At 57.7% G+C, this 20,608-nt stretch carries 16 protein-coding genes; 12 read left to right on the top strand and 4 right to left on the bottom strand.

Translation table 11 applies throughout. From position 1 onward, the window contains the following. Positions 1–297: 297 nt before the first annotated feature. Positions 298–1,356, top strand: coding sequence for a DUF6515 family protein (locus AC3ISI_RS25295; RefSeq protein WP_489334305.1), 1,059 nt, complete (start codon positions 298–300; stop codon positions 1,354–1,356). Here AC3ISI_RS25295 and AC3ISI_RS25290 read toward each other — a convergent pair. Then, the gene (locus AC3ISI_RS25290; RefSeq protein ID WP_489334304.1) at positions 1,341–2,246 is read right to left on the bottom strand and encodes a cation diffusion facilitator family transporter; all 906 of its coding nucleotides are present in this window, start codon (positions 2,244–2,246) and stop codon (positions 1,341–1,343) included. The genes AC3ISI_RS25295 and AC3ISI_RS25290 overlap by 16 nt on opposite strands. Positions 2,247–2,275: 29 nt before the next feature. Continuing rightward, entirely contained in the window at positions 2,276–2,695 is a 420-nt protein-coding gene (locus AC3ISI_RS25285) for a polyribonucleotide nucleotidyltransferase (protein WP_223522008.1), read from the bottom strand. A 110-nt stretch (positions 2,696–2,805) separates the two neighbouring features. On the opposite strand from AC3ISI_RS25285, the gene hrpB reads away from it, so the two are divergent. Further along, on the top strand, positions 2,806–5,322 hold the full coding sequence (gene hrpB, locus AC3ISI_RS25280; RefSeq protein WP_489334303.1) for an ATP-dependent helicase HrpB: 2,517 nt from the start codon (positions 2,806–2,808) through the stop codon (positions 5,320–5,322). A gap of 53 nt (positions 5,323–5,375) precedes the next feature. Here hrpB and AC3ISI_RS25275 read toward each other — a convergent pair whose 3' ends face one another. Further along, entirely contained in the window at positions 5,376–6,785 is a 1,410-nt protein-coding gene (locus AC3ISI_RS25275; protein ID WP_489334302.1) for an amino acid permease, read from the bottom strand. A gap of 323 nt (positions 6,786–7,108) precedes the next feature. Between AC3ISI_RS25275 and AC3ISI_RS25270 the strand changes: the two genes are divergently transcribed. The 8 genes from AC3ISI_RS25270 to AC3ISI_RS25235 all read left to right on the top strand — a co-directional run bounded on the left by AC3ISI_RS25270 (position 7,109) and on the right by AC3ISI_RS25235 (position 16,501). Next, positions 7,109–8,128 (top strand): TauD/TfdA family dioxygenase, encoded by a 1,020-nt coding sequence (locus AC3ISI_RS25270; RefSeq protein ID WP_489337790.1) that lies wholly within the window; start codon positions 7,109–7,111, stop codon positions 8,126–8,128. 4 nt (positions 8,129–8,132) lie between these two features. After that, positions 8,133–9,716: a phenylalanine aminomutase (D-beta-phenylalanine forming) gene (locus tag AC3ISI_RS25265; protein ID WP_489334301.1), complete on the top strand. Its 1,584-nt coding sequence runs from the start codon at positions 8,133–8,135 to the stop codon at positions 9,714–9,716. Continuing rightward, positions 9,713–10,789, top strand: coding sequence for a pyridoxal phosphate-dependent aminotransferase (locus AC3ISI_RS25260; protein WP_489334300.1), 1,077 nt, complete (start codon positions 9,713–9,715; stop codon positions 10,787–10,789). The genes AC3ISI_RS25265 and AC3ISI_RS25260 overlap by 4 nt, the downstream gene beginning before the upstream one ends. A 12-nt stretch (positions 10,790–10,801) precedes the next feature. Then, positions 10,802–11,608 carry an alanyl-tRNA editing protein gene (locus tag AC3ISI_RS25255; protein WP_489334299.1) on the top strand — a complete coding sequence of 269 codons (807 nt, stop codon included), beginning with the start codon at positions 10,802–10,804 and terminating at the stop codon, positions 11,606–11,608. A gap of 25 nt (positions 11,609–11,633) precedes the next feature. Continuing rightward, entirely contained in the window at positions 11,634–12,533 is a 900-nt protein-coding gene (locus tag AC3ISI_RS25250) for a hypothetical protein (RefSeq protein ID WP_489334298.1), read from the top strand. 132 nt (positions 12,534–12,665) lie between these two features. Further along, positions 12,666–14,048, top strand: coding sequence for an FAD-binding oxidoreductase (locus AC3ISI_RS25245; protein WP_489334297.1), 1,383 nt, complete (start codon positions 12,666–12,668; stop codon positions 14,046–14,048). Between the two features lie 36 nt (positions 14,049–14,084). Continuing rightward, positions 14,085–15,320, top strand: a complete 1,236-nt coding sequence (locus AC3ISI_RS25240) for an ATP-grasp domain-containing protein (protein WP_489334296.1) — start codon at positions 14,085–14,087, stop codon at positions 15,318–15,320. Further along, positions 15,317–16,501: an MFS transporter gene (locus AC3ISI_RS25235; RefSeq protein ID WP_489334295.1), complete on the top strand. Its 1,185-nt coding sequence runs from the start codon at positions 15,317–15,319 to the stop codon at positions 16,499–16,501. Before AC3ISI_RS25240 ends, AC3ISI_RS25235 begins: the two co-directional genes overlap by 4 nt. A gap of 15 nt (positions 16,502–16,516) precedes the next feature. Here AC3ISI_RS25235 and AC3ISI_RS25230 read toward each other — a convergent pair whose 3' ends face one another. Continuing rightward, the gene (locus tag AC3ISI_RS25230; RefSeq protein ID WP_489337789.1) at positions 16,517–17,431 is read right to left on the bottom strand and encodes a LysR substrate-binding domain-containing protein; all 915 of its coding nucleotides are present in this window, start codon (positions 17,429–17,431) and stop codon (positions 16,517–16,519) included. Positions 17,432–17,657: 226 nt separating this feature from the next. On the opposite strand from AC3ISI_RS25230, the gene AC3ISI_RS25225 reads away from it, so the two are divergent. Together AC3ISI_RS25225 and AC3ISI_RS25220 are read left to right on the top strand one after the other, a co-directional pair. Beyond that, positions 17,658–19,148 (top strand): aldehyde dehydrogenase, encoded by a 1,491-nt coding sequence (locus tag AC3ISI_RS25225; protein ID WP_489337788.1) that lies wholly within the window; start codon positions 17,658–17,660, stop codon positions 19,146–19,148. Between the two features lie 22 nt (positions 19,149–19,170). Next, on the top strand, positions 19,171–20,541 hold the full coding sequence (locus AC3ISI_RS25220; protein ID WP_489334293.1) for an aspartate aminotransferase family protein: 1,371 nt from the start codon (positions 19,171–19,173) through the stop codon (positions 20,539–20,541). The last annotated feature ends 67 nt before the right edge of the window (positions 20,542–20,608 follow it).

Here is a 20,608-nt window from a genome sequence, read left to right as displayed (position 1 = left end):
GGACAAACAGTCCACAGCGGCTCGCCCAATCAGGCCAGCCGCGGCCGCCACCCCCACCGGGGATGTGCCGGCCCCCGAGCTGCACACTGTCCAGAAGACGGCGTGAGGTGAGCCGACGTCAAAAGCGTCGAGCACGGACGAAGTTCTCAAAGGGAGGCCGACGGGTCTCCCTTTTCTTTTGCCCGTCATTTCTGTTCTGCCCTCAATAAATAAGTTTCGCGACTGATAACCTGTTGCAGAACCGGCCTGTGCTTTTTCAGTCTTACGTACAGGCCCTAACCCGCAGTGAGGAAAAGCATGAAGTCGCGCATCTGGCGTTTGGCCGGTGTTGGTTTGCTGTGTGTCGGTGTCGCTGCGCAATCGCTGGCTGATGATCAGCAAAACCATGGGCCCGATGGCAGTCAGCATGGGGCGGACGGCCAACAGGGAAACGGTCAGGGACATGGCGGTAACAATCAGCCGCACCCGCAGAATAATGGTCAGCAACAGAACCAGCCGCACCCGCAAAACAACGACGTCATTCGTGGCGACAACAGCCGCCAGTTCGAGCACAACGGCCAGAATCAGAATAATGGCCAGTGGCAGAGACGCCCGCAGCCTGACTTCAATAGTCCGGTTCGATCGCCTCCGCCCCCGCCGCAGCTGCCGGCCACTGACATGCCGATCCAGCCCCGGCCCGACACGGTGCATCAGACCCAGCCGCCGCAGCGTGGTTACTATCAGGACGTGCCGCGACGCAACGACAACAACCAGCACTGGAACGGCTATATCGGCGCTCCATCCAATGATAATCATTGGCAGGGTCACCCGCAGGGGCACGGCAACGGCTGGGGACCTGGGCCGCAATATCGCCCCGGTCAGGTGATCGATCGCTTCCCGGATCACGAATTTCGCGTGCCTTACCGTGGCATGGATTACTTCTATTCCGGCGGTTACTGGTATCGCCCGCTGGGCCCGCGGTATGTGGTGGTGCAACCGCCGCGCGGGATTCGTGTCAGCTATTTGCCTGACTACGCCCAGCAGGTCTGGATAGGCGGGTCGATGCTGTTTCTGGCGGCCGGTTCGTATTACGCCTTTCAGGAAAGCACTCAGGATTACGAGGTGGTCGAGCCGCCGGTTGGCAGCCCGCAATCACAACCCGCCAGCAATGGTTATGACGTAGAGGCGTATCCGGCCAACGGTCAGTCGCCAGAACAGGTCAGTCGGGACGGTTACGAGTGCTATCAATACGCGGTGCAGCAGAGTGGGTTCGACCCGCGAACCGCGACCTATCAACCGGACCCATCGGTGGTTCAAAACTATCGCCAGGCCCAGGGCAACTGCCTGAGCAGCCGCGGTTATCAGGTGAGTTTCTGATCCCTGGCGGCTTTCACCACTTCCTGCGGGTCGGCGTGCACCAGCACTTCGGCTCGCGGGTAGGCGGCGTGAATCGCATCGGCGGCCTGATCGCTGATGCCATGGGCGACTGACAAGGTCAAATCCCCCGGCAACTCCAGGTGCAATTGCACGAACCACTGGCTACCGGAAACCCGCGTGCGCAGATCATGTGCGCCCAAAACCCCCGGCACGCTGCACGCCAGTTCAAGCATGTGCTGGCTGACATCCAGCGGCAGCTCCTCATCCATCAACACCGTAAAACTTTCCCGTGCGATCTGAATCGCGCTCCAGAGAATGTACACGGCAATTCCCAGACCGAACCACGGGTCGACCTGATGCCAGCCAAACCCGGCCAGCACCAGCGCCACCAGAATGCTGCCGTTGAGCAGCATGTCCGAGCGGTAATGCAGCGAGTCCGCGCGCACCGCGTTGGAGCCCGTCGCCTTGACGACGCGATGTTGCAACATCAGCAACGCCAGCGTCAGCACCAGGGACAGCACAATCACCCCGATGCTGATCCACGGCGCACCCACAGGCTCCGGATGTTGCAGTCGTTCAAACGCCTGCAAGGCAATCAACACCGCACTGCCACCAATGAACAACGCCTGGGCCATGCCCGCCAGCGACTCGGCCTTGCCATGCCCGTAACGGTGATCGTCATCGGCCGGGCGCAAGGCGTAATGCACCGCCAGCAGATTGAGCAGCGACGTGACGCCGTCGAGCGCCGAGTCGGTCAGCCCGGCGAGCATGCTCACCGAGCCGCTCAACCACCAGGCGATAGATTTGGCGACGATCAGCGTACACGCCACCGCCACCGAAGCGCGGGTCGCCAGCCGCAGCAGGCGGGCGTGTTCGGAGCTGGAAATCATAAGTGCGGCTGTTCCTTCTGGTGCATGGACTACGCGGCGGGTTGCAGACCGAACATCGCCAGTTGCTGGGCGCTGCCCTTGTGTTGAATCAGGCGTGGGTCATCCAGCGGGAAGCTGCGGCCCAGTTCCGTTTCGAGAATAGTCTGCAGTTTGTGGTTATCGACCTTGCCGTCGGCGCCGATCGCTTCCTTGAGCTTTTCCGGTGCTACATGAGCGGTCTTGCCCGGCTCCAGATAAATCGCGCCGGTGGCGAAGTCGACAGCAAACGCGATCAGGCCGGGGAGGATGTAGAACAGCAGACCCACGGCATCCAGCGCCGCGACGACCGGGTCAATCTTGCCGTCAATCTGCCCGCGGCGGTCGGGAAAGAAAATCGATCCACAAGCGGTAACCTGGGTCAGCAGCGTTGCGACCAATACACCGCCAATCAAGCGAAAGGGAACACGCATAAAAAATCTCCTGGGTCATTTGGAAAACGAAGCGACGTCGTTATGCATTAGGACCGTGATAAACGACAAGCAGTTCGCCGTTATACTCGCGCCTCTGTTTGGGAGCCAGCATGATTTCTTTACCGATCGATGAAGTTTTACCCGCCCTGCGTGAAGCCTTGGCGACACGCCACGAAGCCGTGCTCGAAGCACCGCCCGGCGCCGGTAAGACCACCCGCGTGCCATTGGCTTTGCTCAACGAGGGCTGGCTGGCCGGGCAGACCATTCTGATGCTTGAACCGCGCCGGTTGGCCGCGCGGGCGGCGGCGGAGCGGTTGGCCAGTGAGTTGGGCGAGAAGGTCGGTGAAACCGTCGGCTATCGAATTCGGCTGGACAGCAAGGTCGGCCCCAATACCCGCATTGAAGTGGTCACCGAAGGCATTCTCACGCGGCGTTTGCAGGATGACCCGGCGCTGGAAGGCATTGGCTTGCTGATCTTCGATGAGTTCCACGAACGCAGCCTCGACGCCGATCTGGCGCTGGCCCTGAGCCTGAATGGCCGGGAACTGTTTCGCGACGATCAACCGCTGAAAATCCTGCTGATGTCCGCGACGCTGGAGGGCGAACGCCTGGCCGGCTTGCTCGACGACGCGCCGATCCTGCGCAGTGAAGGACGCATGTACCCGGTAGCGATGCGCTGGGGTCGACCGTTTCAGTCTGGTGAGTTCATCGAGCCGCGCCTGGTGCAAACCATTCTTGAAGCCTTGAATGACGAAGCCGGCAGTATTCTGGTGTTCTTGCCGGGGCAGGCGGAAATCCGTCGTGTGCATCAACAACTGGCCGATGCGTTGGGCGATAGCTCGCAAGTTCTACTTTGCCCGTTGCACGGCGAACTGGACTTGAATGCCCAACGCGCAGCGATTGATCCGGCACCGGTCGGCAAGCGCAAAGTGGTGCTGGCGACCAACATCGCCGAGACCAGCCTGACCATCGATGGTGTGCGAGTGGTGATCGATGCCGGGCTGGCGCGGGTGCCGCGTTTCGATCCCGGCAGCGGCATGACCCGCCTCGACACCCAGCGCATCTCCAAGGCCAGCGCCACTCAGCGCGCGGGCCGGGCAGGGCGGCTGGAACCGGGCGTGTGTTATCGCCTGTGGTCGCAGGATCAGCACGAGCAACTGGCGGCCTACGCCAGTGCGGAAATTCTCTCGGCGGACCTCGCCGGGTTAGCGCTGCAACTGGCTCGTTGGGGCGTGACGCCGGGTCAGTTGGTCTGGCTGGATGTACCTCCGGCCGCCGCTTATGCACAGGCTCAGGACTTGCTGGATCGGCTGGGCGCATTGGAGGGTGAAGTGCTGACTCGCCACGGTCAGGCCATGGCCGAACTGCCGGCGCATCCGCGCATCGCCCATTTGTTGTTACGCGGTCAGGCGCTCGGCTTGGCTGACATGGCCTGCGACGTCGCCGCATTGCTTGGCGAGCGCGATATTTTGCGCGGGGCTGGCGCCGATTTGCACAGTCGTTTGGTGTTGTTGTCCGGCGAAGAGCGCGCTACTCGGGGTGCGCAGGGCGGCGTGCAGCGGGCCCGGCAACTGGCGCGACAGTATCGCGGTTATCTGCGCGGCAAAGCCTCGGAACCGGTCAGCGATCCTGACCACCCGCGCTGGCTCGGCGCGCTGCTGGCGTTGGCCTATCCCGACCGCGTTGCCCAGCAGCGCCGTGCCGGTGGTGCGGAATATCGTCTGGCCAACGGGCGCGCCGCGTTGTTTGCCGAGGCTGACAGCCTGATGAAGGAGGCGTGGCTGGTGATCGCTGATCTAGGCAGCCGACAGGGCCAGCGTGAAGAAAGAATTTATCTGGCGGCGGATTTCGATCCGGCGCTGTTCGATTCGGTGCTCGCCGAGCAAGTACGCGTGGTAGATCAACTGGATTGGGACGAACGTGAAGGCGTGTTGCGCGCCGAGCGTCAGCGCAAGGTGGGCGAGTTGATCCTCAGCCGCGAACCGTTGACCGGCCTCGATGAAACCGCTCGCAGCCAGGCGCTGGTGAACCTGGTGCGGCGCAAGGGGCTGGAACTGTTGCCGTGGAGCCCGGAGCTGCGTCAGTGGCAGGCGCGGGTCGCATTGTTGCGCCAGTTGGACCTCAACAGCAAAAGCGACAGTGAATGGCCGGATGTCAGCGACCCCGCGCTGCTCAAAAGCCTCGAACATTGGCTGATGCCGTATCTGGGCAAAGTCTCGCGGCTCAGTCATTTCGCCAATCTGGACCTGTCGAGCATCGTCCACAATCTGCTGCCGTGGCCGCTGCCACAACGGCTGGATGAACTGGCGCCGCATCATCTGAGCGTGCCGTCGGGTTCGTCGATTCGACTGGATTATAGCGAGCAACCGCCAATTCTCGCGGTTCGCTTGCAGGAGTTGTTTGGCCTGGCCGAGACCCCACGCATTGCCGGTGGCCGGCAAGTGGTGAAGTTACATTTGCTGTCCCCGGCACGGCGGCCGGTGCAGGTGACGCAGGATCTGGCGAATTTCTGGCGCAGCACGTATGCCGAAGTGAAGAAGGATTTGAAGGGGCGGTATCCGAAGCATTATTGGCCGGATGATCCGCTGGTGGCCGAAGCGACCGCGCGGATCAAGCCCCGCAAGTAAGGACGAATATATGGCCTCAGCCGGGCGATGGGGCGTCCGAGATTTGCAATCGTTCAGGGCTCACCGTAGAGGGCCTGCGAAACACTGCGTTTGTGCTTGATGCTATGGCAGATCCACATCAACGCAATCCATATCGGTATCGCATACACCGCCATCTGATAGATGGGATCCAGCAGCATGACGCCCAATATGAACACCACGAATGCCAGGCAAACATAGTTGCCGTAGGGGTACCACAGCGCCTTGAACCGCGATGTCTGTCGGGTGTTGTTCATATGCTGGCGAAATTTGATGTGGGACAGGCTGATCATCGCCCAATTGATCACCAGCGTCGCAACCACCAGAGACAACAGCAATTCCAAGGCATGCTGCGGGATCATGTAGTTCATCAGCACCGCGATCAAGGTCACGGCCGCCGACGCGAGGATGGAGCGCACGGGGACGCCGCGCCTGTCGATCCTGATCAGGCTTTGCGGGGCGTCACCTTGCTCGGCCAGACCCAGCAATATGCGGCTGTTGCAGTAGGTGCCGCTGTTATAGACCGACAGGGCGGCGGTCAGAACTACGAAGTTGAGAATGTGCGCTGCGATGGCACTGTCGAGCATCGCGGCCGCCTGGACGAATGGGCTGCCACTGTAGCTATCTCCAGATGCGTTGAGCGATATCAGCAGACTGTCCCACGGCGTCAGCGACAGCAGCACGAGGAGCACGCCGATGTAGAAAATCAGAATACGGTAGATCACCTGGTTGATGGCTTTGGGGATCACGATGTGAGGTTTTTCCGCCTCGGCAGCGGTGAAGCCGAGCATTTCCAGGCCGCCAAAGGACAGCATGATGATTGCCATGGACATCGCCAGTCCGCCCAGTCCATGGGGGAAAAAACCGCCGTGCTGCCACAGGTTGCTCACCGAGGCTTGTGGTCCTGCGTTGCCGCTGACCAGGAGATAGCTGCCCATGGCAATCATGACGATCACGGCCAGGACCTTGATGATGGCAAACCAGAATTCGGCCTCGCCAAATATTTTGACGTTTGTCAGGTTGATTGCATTGATAAGCACGAAGAAGACTGCGGCCGATACCCAGGTCGGAATCTCTGGCCACCAGTAGTGCACGTATTTGCCGACGGCTGTCAGTTCGGACATGCCAACCAGGATGTACAAGATCCAGCAGTTCCATCCCGACAGGAAACCGGCAAACCCGCCCCAGTACTTGTGGGCGAAGTGGCTGAAAGAGCCGGCGACGGGTTCTTCAACAATCATTTCGCCCAGTTGTCGCATGATCATGAAGGCGATGAAACCGCAAATCGCGTAGCCGAGGATGATTGAGGGGCCGGCAGACTTGAGTGCTCCCGCCGAGCCCAGGAACAGGCCGGTACCCACTGCCCCACCCAGGGCGATCAGTTGAATGTGTCGATTTTTCAGGCTGCGCTTCAGCTCGCCCGGGCGCGCATTGGGTCCACTCATGAGAAGTGGCTCACGTAAGGTTTGATGGGGAGTGTTGCAGGGGGCTTGAGGAGGCAATCACTCAGTACTGATGAAGCGTCTGCGCATGCAGCGGGTGATTGCGGCTTTTCCATGGTCATATGGTCTTCGATTCCTTGAATTATTTTTAATATATATCAAAAAGTTGGGTTGCTACTGCGGCGCGCTCGGCGGCGAGGTCGCGTACGCAACCTTAAAGAATCTACCAGAAGAAAAATATTTCTATCTGTTGAGTTTGTAAGTGGGGAGTGGTATTCAATGCATCGCAGACGGAGATGCCGACGATTCCAGGGAAGTGAGGAGTGATGAAAGTGAAGGGCAGTGATGCAGAAAGGACATTCGATTTCGTGGCCAGCGGATACGCTGATCCGCAACGTTATTTTTTAGACGCCGCGGATGACATCCATGCACGCCTGCTGAATGACGGGGCCGTTGTCATTCGCGGCGCCGGTCAGTGCCGGGACCCTGGCGTGTTTGAAAAGGCCATTGGCGCACTGGGCTTCCAGACCCGGGATTACGTAGGCGGGAGCTCTCCACGCTCGACTATTCAGGGCAAGGTCATGGAAGCGACCCGCACACCTCCCGCGTGGTCAGTCATCCTCCATCAGGAAATGGCCTATGTGAAAAGTCCGCCCGAGATCATCGCTTTCGTATGCGTGGAGCCTGCCGGGAAGGGTGGCGAATCTGTCATCGGGGACATGCGCAAAATGGAGCATCTGGTTGATCAGGTGACATTGAAACAACTGACCGATCGCGGTCTTAAATTGCGCAGGACCTTACCCTGCGAGACGCGAGTCAATCTCAAGCCCGGGGTCAAGAAAAGCTGGCAGGAGACGTTCTCCACCACCCGCGAGGCCGAAGCAGAAGTGCTTTGCCAGGCGCGGGGTTGGGACTTCGAATGGAGCGACAAAGACCTGGTCCTCTGGCAGGACTGTATCGCTCCGATGCGTCAGCATCCTCGTAAAACGGCAAGCATTTGGTGCAATCAAGCGCACTTCTGGGGTGCGGCAGCCATGATCGAATGGGCGCGTATCGATGGTCGAGAGCAGGACGCCAGTGAACTGATAAACGCGCGCCGCAAGAGCCCGGAACTGTTGGAAGCCATGTGTTTTGGTGATGGTGAACCGCTTCCGGAAGATCTCACCCTCGAGCTGTTCCACACCGTCAGAGGGTTGGAGCGAGATGTCGATCTGGGGGAGGGCGATCTTTTACTGCTCGATAATTTTCAGTTTGCTCACGGCCGGCGCGCATTTTCGGGCAATCGAAAAATCAACGTGGTCATCGCCGATTGGTCTGATGGTCAGTCACATGTAGCTCAGGGATGAAAAGATGACGATTCAGGAAAAAAACTTCACGTCGGATAGCACGTTTGTACTGACTCCCGGCGTCGATGTCTGCCTCAAGGACCTGATCAGGTTTGCCGCGCCCGGAAAAAAAGTGGTCGCGTCGCAAGCCACCCGGCAAAGGGTCCAGGCGTCGAGAGAAGCCTTGGAAAACCTCGTCGCGCAAGGGGCGGTCATCTATGGTGTGAATACCGGAATGGGGGGCTTCGTTGACCACCTTGTGCCGATCGAGAAAGCCCACGAACTCCAATCCAACCTGATTCAGGGTGTCTCGACAAACGTTGGCGAACGCTTTCCGGACAGCGTCGCCCGCGCAACGATGTTTGCGCGAATCGTATCCTTGTCGCGCGGAAACTCGGCGATCTCGCTGGAGAATTTTGATCGCTACATTGCTATCTACAACGTCGGTCTCATTCCCGAAATTCCGAGCAAGGGCTCTCTCGGTACCAGCGGCGACCTGGGGCCGCTGGCGGCTGTTGCGCGGATGCTGACCGGGGACGGATATGCCTATCTCGAGGGTACCCGCATCCCTGCAGCGCAGGCGCTTGAACAGTTGGGCCTGGCACCGCTTCACCTGAGTTACAAAGAGGGGCTGGCGCTGATCAACGGCACTTCCTGCATGGTCGCGGTCGCAGCGATGAATGTGGTCGAGGCCAGGGACCTGCTTGAGCAATACACCTCGATTTCCGCCTTCTCTTTCGAAGCGTTGCAGGCCCGCATGCGTCCGTTCCACCCCGACGTTCATCAGTTGAAACCGCATCTGGGCCAGCAAATGATCGCCCAGGCCATCTGGGACGATCTTCAAGGGTCGGAACTGGCGATCGATGATATTGAATTGTCGTCGCAACTGAGCGCGCTGCGCACAGACCAGGTAAGCCAGCAAGACATGCCCATCGAGGATGCATACTCCATTCGCTGCACCCCTCAGATTCTGGGTCCGGTTCTGGAGACCATCGAGTTCGTCGAGCGCGTGGTCACCAACGAACTGAACTCATCGAACGACAATCCATTGATCACGCCTGAGAATGGTCAGGTTTTTCACAATGGCCACTTTCACGGGCAGTACATCGCCTCGGTCATGGACTATCTGACGATCTCTATGATCACGATGTGCAACCTCTCCGATCGCCGAATCGATCGCTTCCTGACGAAAGCAAACAGCAATGGTCTCCCGTCATTCCTGTGTGCGGAAAATGGCGGTCTGCGTTTCGGCCTCATGGGGGGGCAATTCATGTCCGCTTCCCTGACGGCAGAAAACCGTTCCCTGGCCACGCCGGTCTCGATCCAGACCTTGACCACCACGGGGGATTTTCAGGACGTGGTTTCATTTGGCCTTGTGGCCGCGCGGCGTGTGGCCGAGGTGCTTCAGAACACGCGCTATGTCATCGCCTTCGAGTTGATATGTGCTGCCCAGGCCGCGGATATCAGGGGTTGCGCGAAACTGGGACCCCAGGGCCGCTCCTGGCACGAGCGAGTGCGTGAACTTATCCCTTATCTGGATCGGGATGTCGCCTTGACCGGGTATCTGGAAAAGATTGTCGCCCAGGTACTGGGGGGGCAGGGCCGATGAGTTCGTCTGTCAAGGAGTCTGTGCTCGCGGGCAGGGAGCTGTTGGCAGCGGTCACCAGCAATGTCCGACTGCACGCCAACGAAAATCCGCTGGGCCCGTCTGGTCTGGCACTGCATCTGTGCATGTCGATGCCGTCGCTATTGAGCGAATACCCTGAGGTGACTTACAAGTCTCTTCGCTCGGCAATCGGAGAGCGCTGGAATGTTGATCCCGGGCGGGTGGTTGTAGGGGCAGGTTCTGATGAATTGATCGATATTTCATTGCGTGGCTTGTTGAAACCAGGCAGCCGCATCGTGGCGCTGCACCACAGTTTCAAAATGTACAAAATCAGATCAGCGCTACTGGGGGCTGAATACAGTGAGATTTTTCCAGCCGCCGGTCAGGGCTATGAGACCGCGCTGAATATCGCCCTTGAGAAAAAGCCGGATGTGGTTGTGCTGGTAAATCCATCCAACCCTCTGGGTGACTATTTATCACCATCGGAATTGTTGGCGCTTGTGGCCGCCATTCCGAAAAGTACCACGGTCATTATCGATGAAGCGTACGCGGAGTTTGCGCCGGATCGGGAAAACTCTGCAGGCGTTCAGATAGTGAACACTCGGGAAAACTCGATATGCCTACGGACTTTTTCAAAAGCGTACGGCATTGCGGGATTACGTCTTGGTTGGGCTTTTGCCAGCGCTGACCTGATCCCGGTACTTCAAGCGCGGCGCGCGCCCTACAACGTCAGTTCGTTTTCTGCCCTCGCGGGAGAATACGTGCTCCAGGACTCTGATCATCTGGACAAGACCGCGGCGCATTGTCTTGCCTGGGGGCAGGAAATTGTGAGGCTGTTTAACGCCTATGGCATTCAAGCCAGAAGCCAGTACGTCAACTTTGTATTCGTGGAGTGCGTCAGCCAGCACAACTGCCAGGATTTGCATGGCTATTTGGAAGGTGAAGGCTTCCTGACTTCGCAGTTGACCGATTATGGGCTACATACATGCCTCAGGATCTCGTTCGGGAGTGAGGATCAGATGACAAGACTGTGCAATGTCCTGAGGAAAAAACTGGAAACCCATGAGCGCCACTGAGGCCCGCAAGCCATGGAAGCCCTCGATGATTCGCGAGGGCTTCCAGCGCAATCCGGTGAGACTTTACTCGAGGTAAAAATGAGCGAAACGCAGCCTTTATTTCACGAAAAACCGTATCTGAAGCAACTGGAATGTCGAGTCGACTTGCTTGAACGCGACGACGCGGGTCTTCCTTTTGCGCTCCTTCGCGAGACAGTTTTCTACCCGCAAGGAGGCGGACAACTCGGAGATCGAGGCGTGTTGAATATCCCGGGTCCAGGGAAGAATGAGGCACTGCGAGCGTTGGAGATTGTGTCGACCAAGAAAAGGGATGATCAAATCAGGCATTACTTGAGCGTTGACGATGAGGTGTTCACGCTGCTGAGAGAGTGCGCGATTGGCCAGCAGGCTACGGCAACGCTTGATTGGCCATTGCGATATCATCAGATGCGTCTTCATTCAGCCATGCATTTGATGCACTGCATGCTAGAACAGACGCTTGGGCGGTCCATTCCACACCCGGTACGCTCTCCGTTGAGTGACGAGGGTGGGGAGAATCAATACGAGTTTATCGGAGAGTTCGACGAAGACAGTTTGAGGCGGGCGACGTATGCCTTGAACGAGTTTTGCTCTGCAAGTCATGAGATTCGTACGGAAGCGGATACGAGCAAAGGACATGGATTTCGTTGGTGGCAATGCGAAGACTGGTTAATTCCCTGTGGGGGAGTTCATGTGCGTAATACGCAGGAAATAGGCGTGGTAACTTCCAGTATGAAAATCAAGAAAAATACCACCAGAGTGGTTGTCACTCTGTCGGCAGAGGCTGAAGAGCTTGGATAGTAAACGAGCGTTTGGTGCGTTTCTCATGCAGTTGCGGATCGAAACGGGGCATCTGAAGATTTCAACGTTTCTCGATGAGGTCAATATTCCATTTTCGGCCAATTACTATCGTGACGTTGAGGCCGGAAGGAAATACCTGAGTATTGATGCCGCAGTGGAGTTGCATGACCATCTTGGTATCGACGCCTCAAGCAAAGTCAGTTTTGATTATTTCTGGCATTACTTCAGAGACTTGCTGCCCGCTAACGTCCACGAGATGCTGTTTGGCAAAGGTGTCGAAGTCACGGATCTTTCTTCCAGGCTTGAGTTGAGAGAGCATGATTCGAAAATTTTACGTCGGGCGCTGAGTTTAAGTCGGTATGAGCGTGAGTTCATCATCACCCAAGAGGTGATTGCAGCATTCGAAGCGAACTTTGAACTGCTGCCATTGATGACTTATCTCTATATGGTGGACAGTGCCTCCGTTGCTGAAATCCAGTTGGTGTGCCAGCAAATTGGCCTTGCCTACGATCAACATACGGAAGCTTTCTTGAGCCTTGTCTCAAAAGAACGAACAGCACCTGAAGATCCCTTTGTTCGTCATGCACCAACGCTGAGGATGCCCAGAACAGTTGATGCGTTGAGGTTAAAGGATCAGTTCCTGCGCTACGAAGTGGAACGGTCGCTGCTCAAGCCTGAAAAAAGTGAATACTTTGATGTTTCAGGTTCTTTCAAATACAGCTCGATGGTGACACTGAAAGACGCGGAAATAGAACAGATTCAGGACCGTCTTGTGGATCTTTTCTCTCTCATTGAAGTGCATAACAAGTCAGGGAGTCAGCTCGAGGACTCAGGCGCCCAACCTTATTTCTTCGGGTTAATTGTTTCTGGCCGTCCGGAGTACGACGGGCGTGCGGCCCGAAAGACCAAAAGTACCAAGGAATGAACATTCAGGAGGCGGGTTTCATCGCCTTCTGTGTTCGTTGATTCGCGACCGTCGACCGCTCACAGGAGTGCGCGGTGATCTGGCAGATAAACAGAAACCTGGCAGTGATCAGTCAGAACAGGGATGAGACAAATGAATACTCTGGTTGTTGAAAAACTCCGTCAGCTGTTTGGCGAACGTTTAAGGCTTGAACAAGGCATCAGGCAACAATTCTGTCAGGCCCCCCCTGGTATCGATCTGAGCCCTCCCGATGCCGTCGTTACAGTGCGGAGCGAGGAGGAAATCGTTCAGGTTGTTCGGCTCTGTCGTGAATACAGCGTTGCGGTGATCCCAGCGGGTGCCCGCTCATCCCTGGAGGGGCAAATCAACGCGCCATATGGTGGTGTATGTGTTGATTGTTCAGAGATGAACGCGATCCTTGGCGTAAACGTTACCGACATGAGCGCAACGGTTCAGCCGGGTGTCACCCGTGAACAGCTGAATAGTTATTTGCGTGATACGGGGCTGTTCTTTTCAGTCGATCCCGGCGCCAACGCTTCCATGGGGGGAATGGCTGCGACACGTGCGTCGGGTACCAACTCCGTTCGTTACGGGACGATGGCTGCCAATGTCAAAGCCGCACGCTGGATTATGGCGGATGGGACAGTGGCTCAAATTGGCTCCAGAGCGCCCAAATCAGCCATGGGATTAGACCTGCTGGCGATCGCTGTGGGATCGGAGGGAACCCTTGGCGTATTCAGTGAGCTGGAAGTCAGGTTACATCCATTGCCGGAGGCCATCATCGCGGGCGTCTGTTCGTTTGACTCTGTCGACAGCGCCGTACAGACGGTGGCAAGTGCGCTCGGGCAAGGCCTCTCTATTGCACGGATCGAGTTGTTGGATGTCACAGCTGTTCGCGCGTGCAACGCCTATTCCCCCTCTTTGTGCTTGCCGCTGACACCACATCTTTTCCTCGAATTCCACGGGGATAAGTCCACGGTTGCCAGTAGCGTTGAATTGTTCACGAATTGCGCTCGTGAGCACGGGGGGCAGGTCAAGATTTCTGATCGGCTTGAAGAACGCACGGCCTTGTGGAAGGCCCGGCATGACGCCTGGTGGGCATTTCACGCGTTCTACAAGGGGCGCAAGGGGCTGGCCACCGATGTCTGTGTTCCGCTGTCGTGTCTGAGTGCATGTATCAGCGCCACCACGGCAGACATCGCCGCTTCCGGGCTCGACGCACCACTCATCGGCCATGTAGGGGACGGTAATTTCCACTTACTGGTCATGCTTGAGGAAGGTGAGGATGAAAGTGTGGAGATTCAGGCTTTCCTCAGTCGATTGTCGAGTCGGGCGTTGTCATTCGGCGGCACGGTCAGTGGCGAGCACGGCGTAGGGCAAGGAAAAGTGAAATGGATGTCGGCACAACACGGCACGGCGCTCCAGTTCATGCGGGCAATCAAATCGGCATTGGACCCGCAGAACATCCTGAACCCCGGAAAAATGTATCAGCCGTTAATCGTTGAAGCTCAATAATCGTCGTTTTTTCATTTTTATGGATGGATGTGAAAGATGCGTCATATTTTGATAGTTGGTATTAACAAGGTATCCATCAAGTATGTTTGCGATGCTATTCGCAGTGCAGGGTTCGAGCCGATACTTTCCGTTGATCCTTCAGGTTTTCACGGCGCAGCCAAAGCTGTATTCGAGGGGGTAACCTGCATTCCTGCATTTACCGACACAAATGCCCTGGCCGGTTACTTGAAGGCTAATGAAGCGCTGGTTGGCAAGATCCACAGCATTACAACCTTTTTTGACGAGCTGTTCCCTGTTGTCTCAGCGATTGCCGAAACGTTCGGCTTCAACGCGCCTCCAGCGGTATTTGCAAGACTGTCATCAAAGGAGTTCGTGGGTGGCTTGATACCCGAGCACGTTCCGGCCGAGTCCTGTGTTGCGCTGGCTGATGGCGACTTCGTGCTCTCCTGGCTGACGCCAGGTGTGAAAAATGATGCTGTCCTCAAGCCCGCGGTCGGCTCCGGCGCGGTGGCAACGACCATGCTTTCAATCGCGGCGGACGTTGATCCTGCCAGTGTGATCAAATCGGCCATCCTGGAGAGCGGAGTCGACGATCCCGAAGGCATTGCGTGGATTGTCCAGGCGCACTGCGTGGGTGACCTCGTGAGCATGGAGGGCTTCGTTCAGGACGGGCGGGTTGTCTTCCTTGGGCTGTCCAGACGCGATCGTGTCGGGTTCACTGAAGTCGCTAATCAGTTTCCGGCCAACCAACTCATTGCCTCGTCCGTTCGTTCGAAAATCGAGACAGCAGTGCGCGATCTGGTTTCGCGTTCGGCGTTTGATAACGGTTTCTTTCATTGCGAGTTCATCGCAACACCATCCACGGCCTATCTGATTGACGCCAACATGGGGCGCTTGGGTGGGGCGAGCATCGTCGAGCAGATTGCATTGGCCTATGACCTGCCGCCTGCAACCGTTCTACAGCACGTTGCACTGCTGCCGCTGGGACTGCTGGATGCCACGCTGGAATACAAACCGGTTGAAGAGTGCCGGCAGACCTTGAGCTATTGGTATTGCCTGGACCACGAAGCAATCGTGCATGACTGGGAGGTTCCGCAAATGGCTTCCATTCATACGCCGATCGCTAACGTCGGCAGCGTGATCCAACCCATCGGCACTTCCGATTATGCCTGGATCGGCATGCTCACCGGCTATGCAGAAGTCGTGGTGCGCGAGATCGGCCAAGTGCTGATCCACACTGATCGTGGCCCTAGAAGTCCGGTATTCAAATGATATACATCGTCCGGTTTCTATCGTCCGCCGCATGGAGTTGCTTTTATCCATTCATGGCTATCTGGCTCAATGCAGCCGTGGGCCTCAGTACCAGCGCTGCCGGCATCGTTGTCGGCTTTGCAATTGTTTCAAACCGCATAGGTGCACTGGCCTTTCAAGGTGTTCTGGACAAGGTTGATCGCCGCCGGGAAATTGCCCTGGCATTGCTGTGCGTGGCGGTGGCCGCGTTATTGATGCTTGTCATGGCAGCGATGGGAATTACCAACGTATTGATCTGGGTGGTGCTTGTCGTGGTGTTTGGCGTGGCCAATTCGATCGCTACGATTTCGCAGATCTCCTATATCGTTCAGTACTTCGGAGAGGGAGAACACGAGCGCGTACTCTCCTACGAGAATGTTGCAGCGAACGCCGGCGCCGGTGTTGCCCCCTTCATTGCATCGTTGATACTGGCCGGGGCGGGTTACTGGTTTGTTGCCTTGCCATTGCTTTTAGGTGTGCTTGCAACCGCTTCCACCACATTGATTCCTCACCTGGCACGTTCAGCAGGTCTGGAGGTTGGTGATCGTTCTTCCACGGTGGACGGATCCGAGGCTTCCCCTAAAGTTGTCGCATTCTTGGCAATCAATTTTTTGACCATGATTGGCTATGCGCAGTTTTATTACGTGTTTCCAACCTATGCGACCGAGCGCTTTTCCAGTGAGTTGGTGGGGGTACTGTTCCTGGTGGCTAGCGGGATCATCATTTTCAGCCAGGTTTATATAACCTCGCTCTCGCAGCGAGTGTCTCGCTTGTGGCGAGTAATCGTTTCAAACCTGTTGATCGGGACGGGATGCCTGCTGTTGATCATTTCATCGCAAGCTCAGGCGATTCTGTTTGTCGTGGTGGTTTTTATCGTTATTGGCGAGATGATCTGTGGCCCGTTGTATCAAGCCCAGGCCGTCAAGATATGGAGAGGGCGAAGCTCTGTCGCGATGGCCGTCCAGACCTGTGTCTGGGGGGCGGCCGAGGCAACCGCAGCGGTGCTCGGACTGCTGGCTGTCGCGCAAGAGCTCAGCTTCATGTCCTTCCTGTTGGGATTTGCCGCATGTGTGATCGCAGCCGTGGGGGCATGGGTATCGATTGCCTTGAAGCGCCCACTCATTGGCATCGAGATCGAGCACAGGTCACCTCAGGTTTCCTGAATGGGGCCGGGGCATTCAAGTACCGGCCTTGGGAGTCAACTGCTCCCGACAATAATCAGCAAACAACTGCGCCGGTTTGGTCAGCTGCCCACGCTTGAGCCACGCCGCCACCAACCCTGAACCGGTGACGTCTTCGACGATGTCCACGCACACCACTTTCTTTCCGTCGTAGGTGCACTCCGAGTGCGGCCGCGTAACCAGAATCGAAAAGCCGAACCCTTGCCCGACCATGCCCCGCACCATCTCGATCGACGGTGAACTGAAGGCAATGTTCGGCGACAGGTTCAATTCCTCGAACAGGCTGACGAAGTAAGTCCGGCTCGGCTGCACGTCCAGCAGAATCATCGGCTCCAGACACAAATCCCGCAGCGACACCTGCTTGAGCTGGGCAAAGCGATGGTCCGCCGGCAGCAACGCATAAGGTCGCTGCGCCGGCATCAATGGTTCGGTCTGGATGGTGGCGTCGAGGTCGTGTTCATACAGGATCGCCAGGTCAAAGGTGCCCGACGTCAATCCTTGCACCAGCTCTTGCTGCTCGCCGTCGCGAATGCGGATTTTCACCCCCGGATACAGCGCCGAGAAGCCGGCAATCAGTTGCGGCAGGTACAGCGGCGCAACCGTTTCGAAGCAACCGATATCGATCTGCCCGGATACCACGTCATTGTCGGCCAGGGCGTTCTGTTCGAACTCCTTGGCCATGCGCAGCAGTTCCTGGGCTTTGCGATAGAAGCGTGCGCCGCTCGGCGTCAAGGACACGCCTTGGGCGTGATGACGAATCAGCAGTTGCACGCCGAAGCTGTCTTCCAGGCCCTTGATCGCCGTGGAGATCGCCGGCTGGGCGATGTACAGCTTGCGCGAGGCCTCGGCAACGCTGCCGCATTCGACGGTGGTGATGAAGTATTTCAGTTGACGCAAGTTGTAGGCAGCCACGGCAAACCTCGGGGTGGATGATCCAGGCATCCAGGCAAATTTCGCGCCGACTGCGTCCGTTCTGACGACGGTGTTGTTGTGCTTGAACAATAACCACATACCGCGCCACGGGGGAGGTTGGCTGCCCAGTTTTTTCATGGTCTGCGAAAACATTTTTACTATTTTTCCTGGACACGGGCCTGGGCCACCATCCAATTCACAAGAAAAGCCCATGGAGCATCTGAACGTGTTCGAGCTTGCATATTGGCAAAACAAAGCCGCAGCGCTGCAGTTTCCCGACCAGGCCGTGATCGACGGTAAACGCCGTTCCGCGCAGTCCGGCCAGACGTTCGCCGCGATCAACCCGGCCACCGGGCAATGCCTGGCCAACGTTACTGCGTGTGGCGATGAAGAGGTCAACGCTGCCGTCAGCAATGCGCGGCAGGTATTTGAAGCCGGCACCTGGTCGGCGCGCTCGCCCGGTGAGCGCAAACAGGTGCTGCTGCGCCTGGCTGAGCTGATCATGGACCATCGCGAAGAACTGGCACTGCTTGATTCGCTGAACATGGGCAAACCGGTGATGGACGCCTACAACATCGACGTGCCAGGCGCGGCCGGGGTGTTTCGCTGGTACGCTGAAAGCCTCGACAAACTCTACGATCAGATCGCCCCCAGCGCGCAAAACGTACTGGCGACCATCACCCGTGAAGCCCTCGGCGTGGTCGCTGCCGTGGTGCCGTGGAATTTCCCGTTGGACATGGCCGCGTGGAAACTCGCACCGGCATTGGCCGCTGGCAACTCTGTGATTTTGAAACCCGCCGAGCAATCACCGTTTTCCGCCTTGCGTCTGGCCGAGCTGGCGTTGGAAGCTGGCTTGCCAGCAGGCGTATTGAACGTGCTGCCGGGACTCGGCGAGCAAACCGGCAAAGCCCTCGGTTTGCACCCGGATGTGGATTGCCTGGTGTTCACCGGCTCCACTGAAGTGGGCAAATACTTCATGCAATATTCCGCGCAATCAAACCTGAAACAGGTGTGGCTGGAGTGCGGCGGCAAGAGCGCGAATCTGGTGTTCGCCGATTGTCAGGATCTCGATTTGGCCGCCGAAAAAGCCGCGTTCGGGATCTTTTTCAATCAGGGCGAAGTCTGTTCGGCCAACTCGCGATTGCTGGTGCAGCGTTCGATCCATGACGCGTTCGTCGAGCGCCTCAAAGCACAGGCCGAACGCTGGCTGCCGGGCGATCCACTGGACCCGTCGAGCAGCGCCGGCGCGATTGTCGATAGCCGTCAGACCGCGCGCATCATGAAGTTCATCCAGCAAGCCGAACGCCAGGGCGCGACAAAAGTGTGCGGTGGTCGGCAGTCGATTTTCAACGGTTCTGACAACTTCATTCAGCCGACGATTTTCACCGGCGTGAACCCGGACATGCCACTGTTTCGCGATGAGGTATTCGGCCCGGTGCTGGCGGTCACGGCGTTCGACGATGAGGCCCACGCCTTGCAACTGGCCAACGACAGCGTCTACGGTCTGGCGGCTTCGTTGTGGACCGATGATCTCAATCGCGCGCACCGTGTGGCGCGGCAATTGCGAGCGGGAACGGTTTCGGTCAACAGCGTCGATGCACTCGACGTGACCGTGCCGTTCGGCGGCGGCAAGCAGTCCGGTTTCGGCCGCGACCTGTCACTGCACTCATTCGATAAATACACTCAGTTGAAGACCACCTGGTTTCAATTGCGCTGATAACAAAAACGGAGAACTGGCGATGACCACACCACGTGAAACCCGCGACTACCAGGCCGCCGACGCTGCGCACCACATCCATGCGTTCGTCGATCAAAAGGCACTCAATGACGAAGGACCTCGGGTAATGGTTCGTGGCGAACGCCTGCACCTGTGGGACAACGACGGTAGGCGTTACCTCGACGGCATGTCCGGGTTGTGGTGCACCAACCTTGGTTACGGGCGCAAGGACCTGGCGGCGGCAGCGACTCAACAGCTGGAGCAGCTGCCGTACTACAACATGTTTTTCCACACCACTCACCCGCAGGTGATCGAACTGTCGGAGCTGCTGTTCAGCCTGCTGCCAGGGCACTACAGCCACGCGATCTACACCAACTCCGGGTCTGAGGCCAACGAAGTGCTGATCCGCACTGTGCGCCGTTACTGGCAGGTGCTTGGCAAGCCCGAGAAGAAGGTCATGATCGGTCGCTGGAACGGTTATCACGGCTCGACCCTGGCCGCGACGGCGCTCGGCGGCATGAAATTCATGCACGAAATGGGCGGCATGATTCCGGACATCGAGCACATCGACGAGCCCTACTTTTTCGCCCACGAAGGCAACCTGACTCCGGCTGAATTTGGCCTGCGGGCAGCGCAGCAACTGGAAGGGAAGATTCTTGAATTGGGTGCGGACAAGGTCGCAGGCTTCATCGCCGAACCGTTCCAGGGCGCGGGCGGGATGATCTTTCCGCCAGAGAGTTACTGGCCGGAAATCCAGCGCATCTGCCGCAAGTACAATGTGTTGCTGTGTGCCGACGAAGTGATCGGCGGCTTTGGTCGCACCGGTGAATGGTTCGCCCATGAGTACTTCGGTTTCGAGCCTGATACGTTGTCGATTGCCAAGGGATTGACCTCGGGTTACATCCCCATGGGCGGGCTGATTCTGTCGAAGAAAATGGCTCAGGTCTTGGTAGAGCAGGGCGGGGTGTTTGCCCACGGTCTGACTTACTCCGGGCACCCGGTGGCCGCGGCGGTGGCGATAGCCAACCTCAAGGCCTTGCGCGATGAAGGCGTGGTGATACGGGTCAAGGATGACATCGGCCCGTACCTGCAACAGTGCTTGCGCGAGGTGTTCGGCAACCACCCGTTGGTGGGGGATATTCAAGGTGTCGGCATGGTCGCGGCGCTGCAATTGGCCGAGGACAAAACCAGCCGCAAGCGCTTTGCCAACGAGAACGATATCGCCTGGCGTTGCCGCACGATTGGCTTTGAAGAGGGGGTGATTATTCGCTCGACGCTGGGGCGGATGATCATGGCGCCGGCGTTGATTGCCAGTCGTGAGGAGATTGATGAGCTGGTGGGCAAGACCTTGAAAGCGCTGGAACGTACGGCTCAGGAGTACGGCCGACTTTGATCTTGTAGCGCTCTTGCGGGCCTCTTCGCGAGCAGGCTCGCTCCCACATTGGATTTGTGTCGATCAC

It is taken from the genome of Pseudomonas sp. GL_139_B (assembly GCF_057834475.1).
This window is presented reverse-complemented; position numbering and strand designations above follow the sequence as displayed.

Bases quoted from the DNA above. Each gene is read 5' to 3' on its own strand.
- AC3ISI_RS25295 (WP_489334305.1), top strand. From the start codon at position 298: ATGAAGTCGCGCATCTGGCGTTTGGCCGGTGTTGGTTTGCTGTGTGTC.
- AC3ISI_RS25290 (WP_489334304.1), bottom strand. From the start codon at position 2,246: ATGATTTCCAGCTCCGAACACGCCCGCCTGCTGCGGCTGGCGACCCGC.
- AC3ISI_RS25285 (WP_223522008.1), bottom strand. From the start codon at position 2,695: ATGCGTGTTCCCTTTCGCTTGATTGGCGGTGTATTGGTCGCAACGCTG.
- hrpB (WP_489334303.1), top strand. From the start codon at position 2,806: ATGATTTCTTTACCGATCGATGAAGTTTTACCCGCCCTGCGTGAAGCC.
- AC3ISI_RS25275 (WP_489334302.1), bottom strand. From the start codon at position 6,785: ATGAGTGGACCCAATGCGCGCCCGGGCGAGCTGAAGCGCAGCCTGAAA.
- AC3ISI_RS25270 (WP_489337790.1), top strand. From the start codon at position 7,109: ATGAAAGTGAAGGGCAGTGATGCAGAAAGGACATTCGATTTCGTGGCC.
- AC3ISI_RS25265 (WP_489334301.1), top strand. From the start codon at position 8,133: ATGACGATTCAGGAAAAAAACTTCACGTCGGATAGCACGTTTGTACTG.
- AC3ISI_RS25260 (WP_489334300.1), top strand. From the start codon at position 9,713: ATGAGTTCGTCTGTCAAGGAGTCTGTGCTCGCGGGCAGGGAGCTGTTG.
- AC3ISI_RS25255 (WP_489334299.1), top strand. From the start codon at position 10,802: ATGGAAGCCCTCGATGATTCGCGAGGGCTTCCAGCGCAATCCGGTGAG.
- AC3ISI_RS25250 (WP_489334298.1), top strand. From the start codon at position 11,634: ATGCAGTTGCGGATCGAAACGGGGCATCTGAAGATTTCAACGTTTCTC.
- AC3ISI_RS25245 (WP_489334297.1), top strand. From the start codon at position 12,666: ATGAATACTCTGGTTGTTGAAAAACTCCGTCAGCTGTTTGGCGAACGT.
- AC3ISI_RS25240 (WP_489334296.1), top strand. From the start codon at position 14,085: ATGCGTCATATTTTGATAGTTGGTATTAACAAGGTATCCATCAAGTAT.
- AC3ISI_RS25235 (WP_489334295.1), top strand. From the start codon at position 15,317: ATGATATACATCGTCCGGTTTCTATCGTCCGCCGCATGGAGTTGCTTT.
- AC3ISI_RS25220 (WP_489334293.1), top strand. From the start codon at position 19,171: ATGACCACACCACGTGAAACCCGCGACTACCAGGCCGCCGACGCTGCG.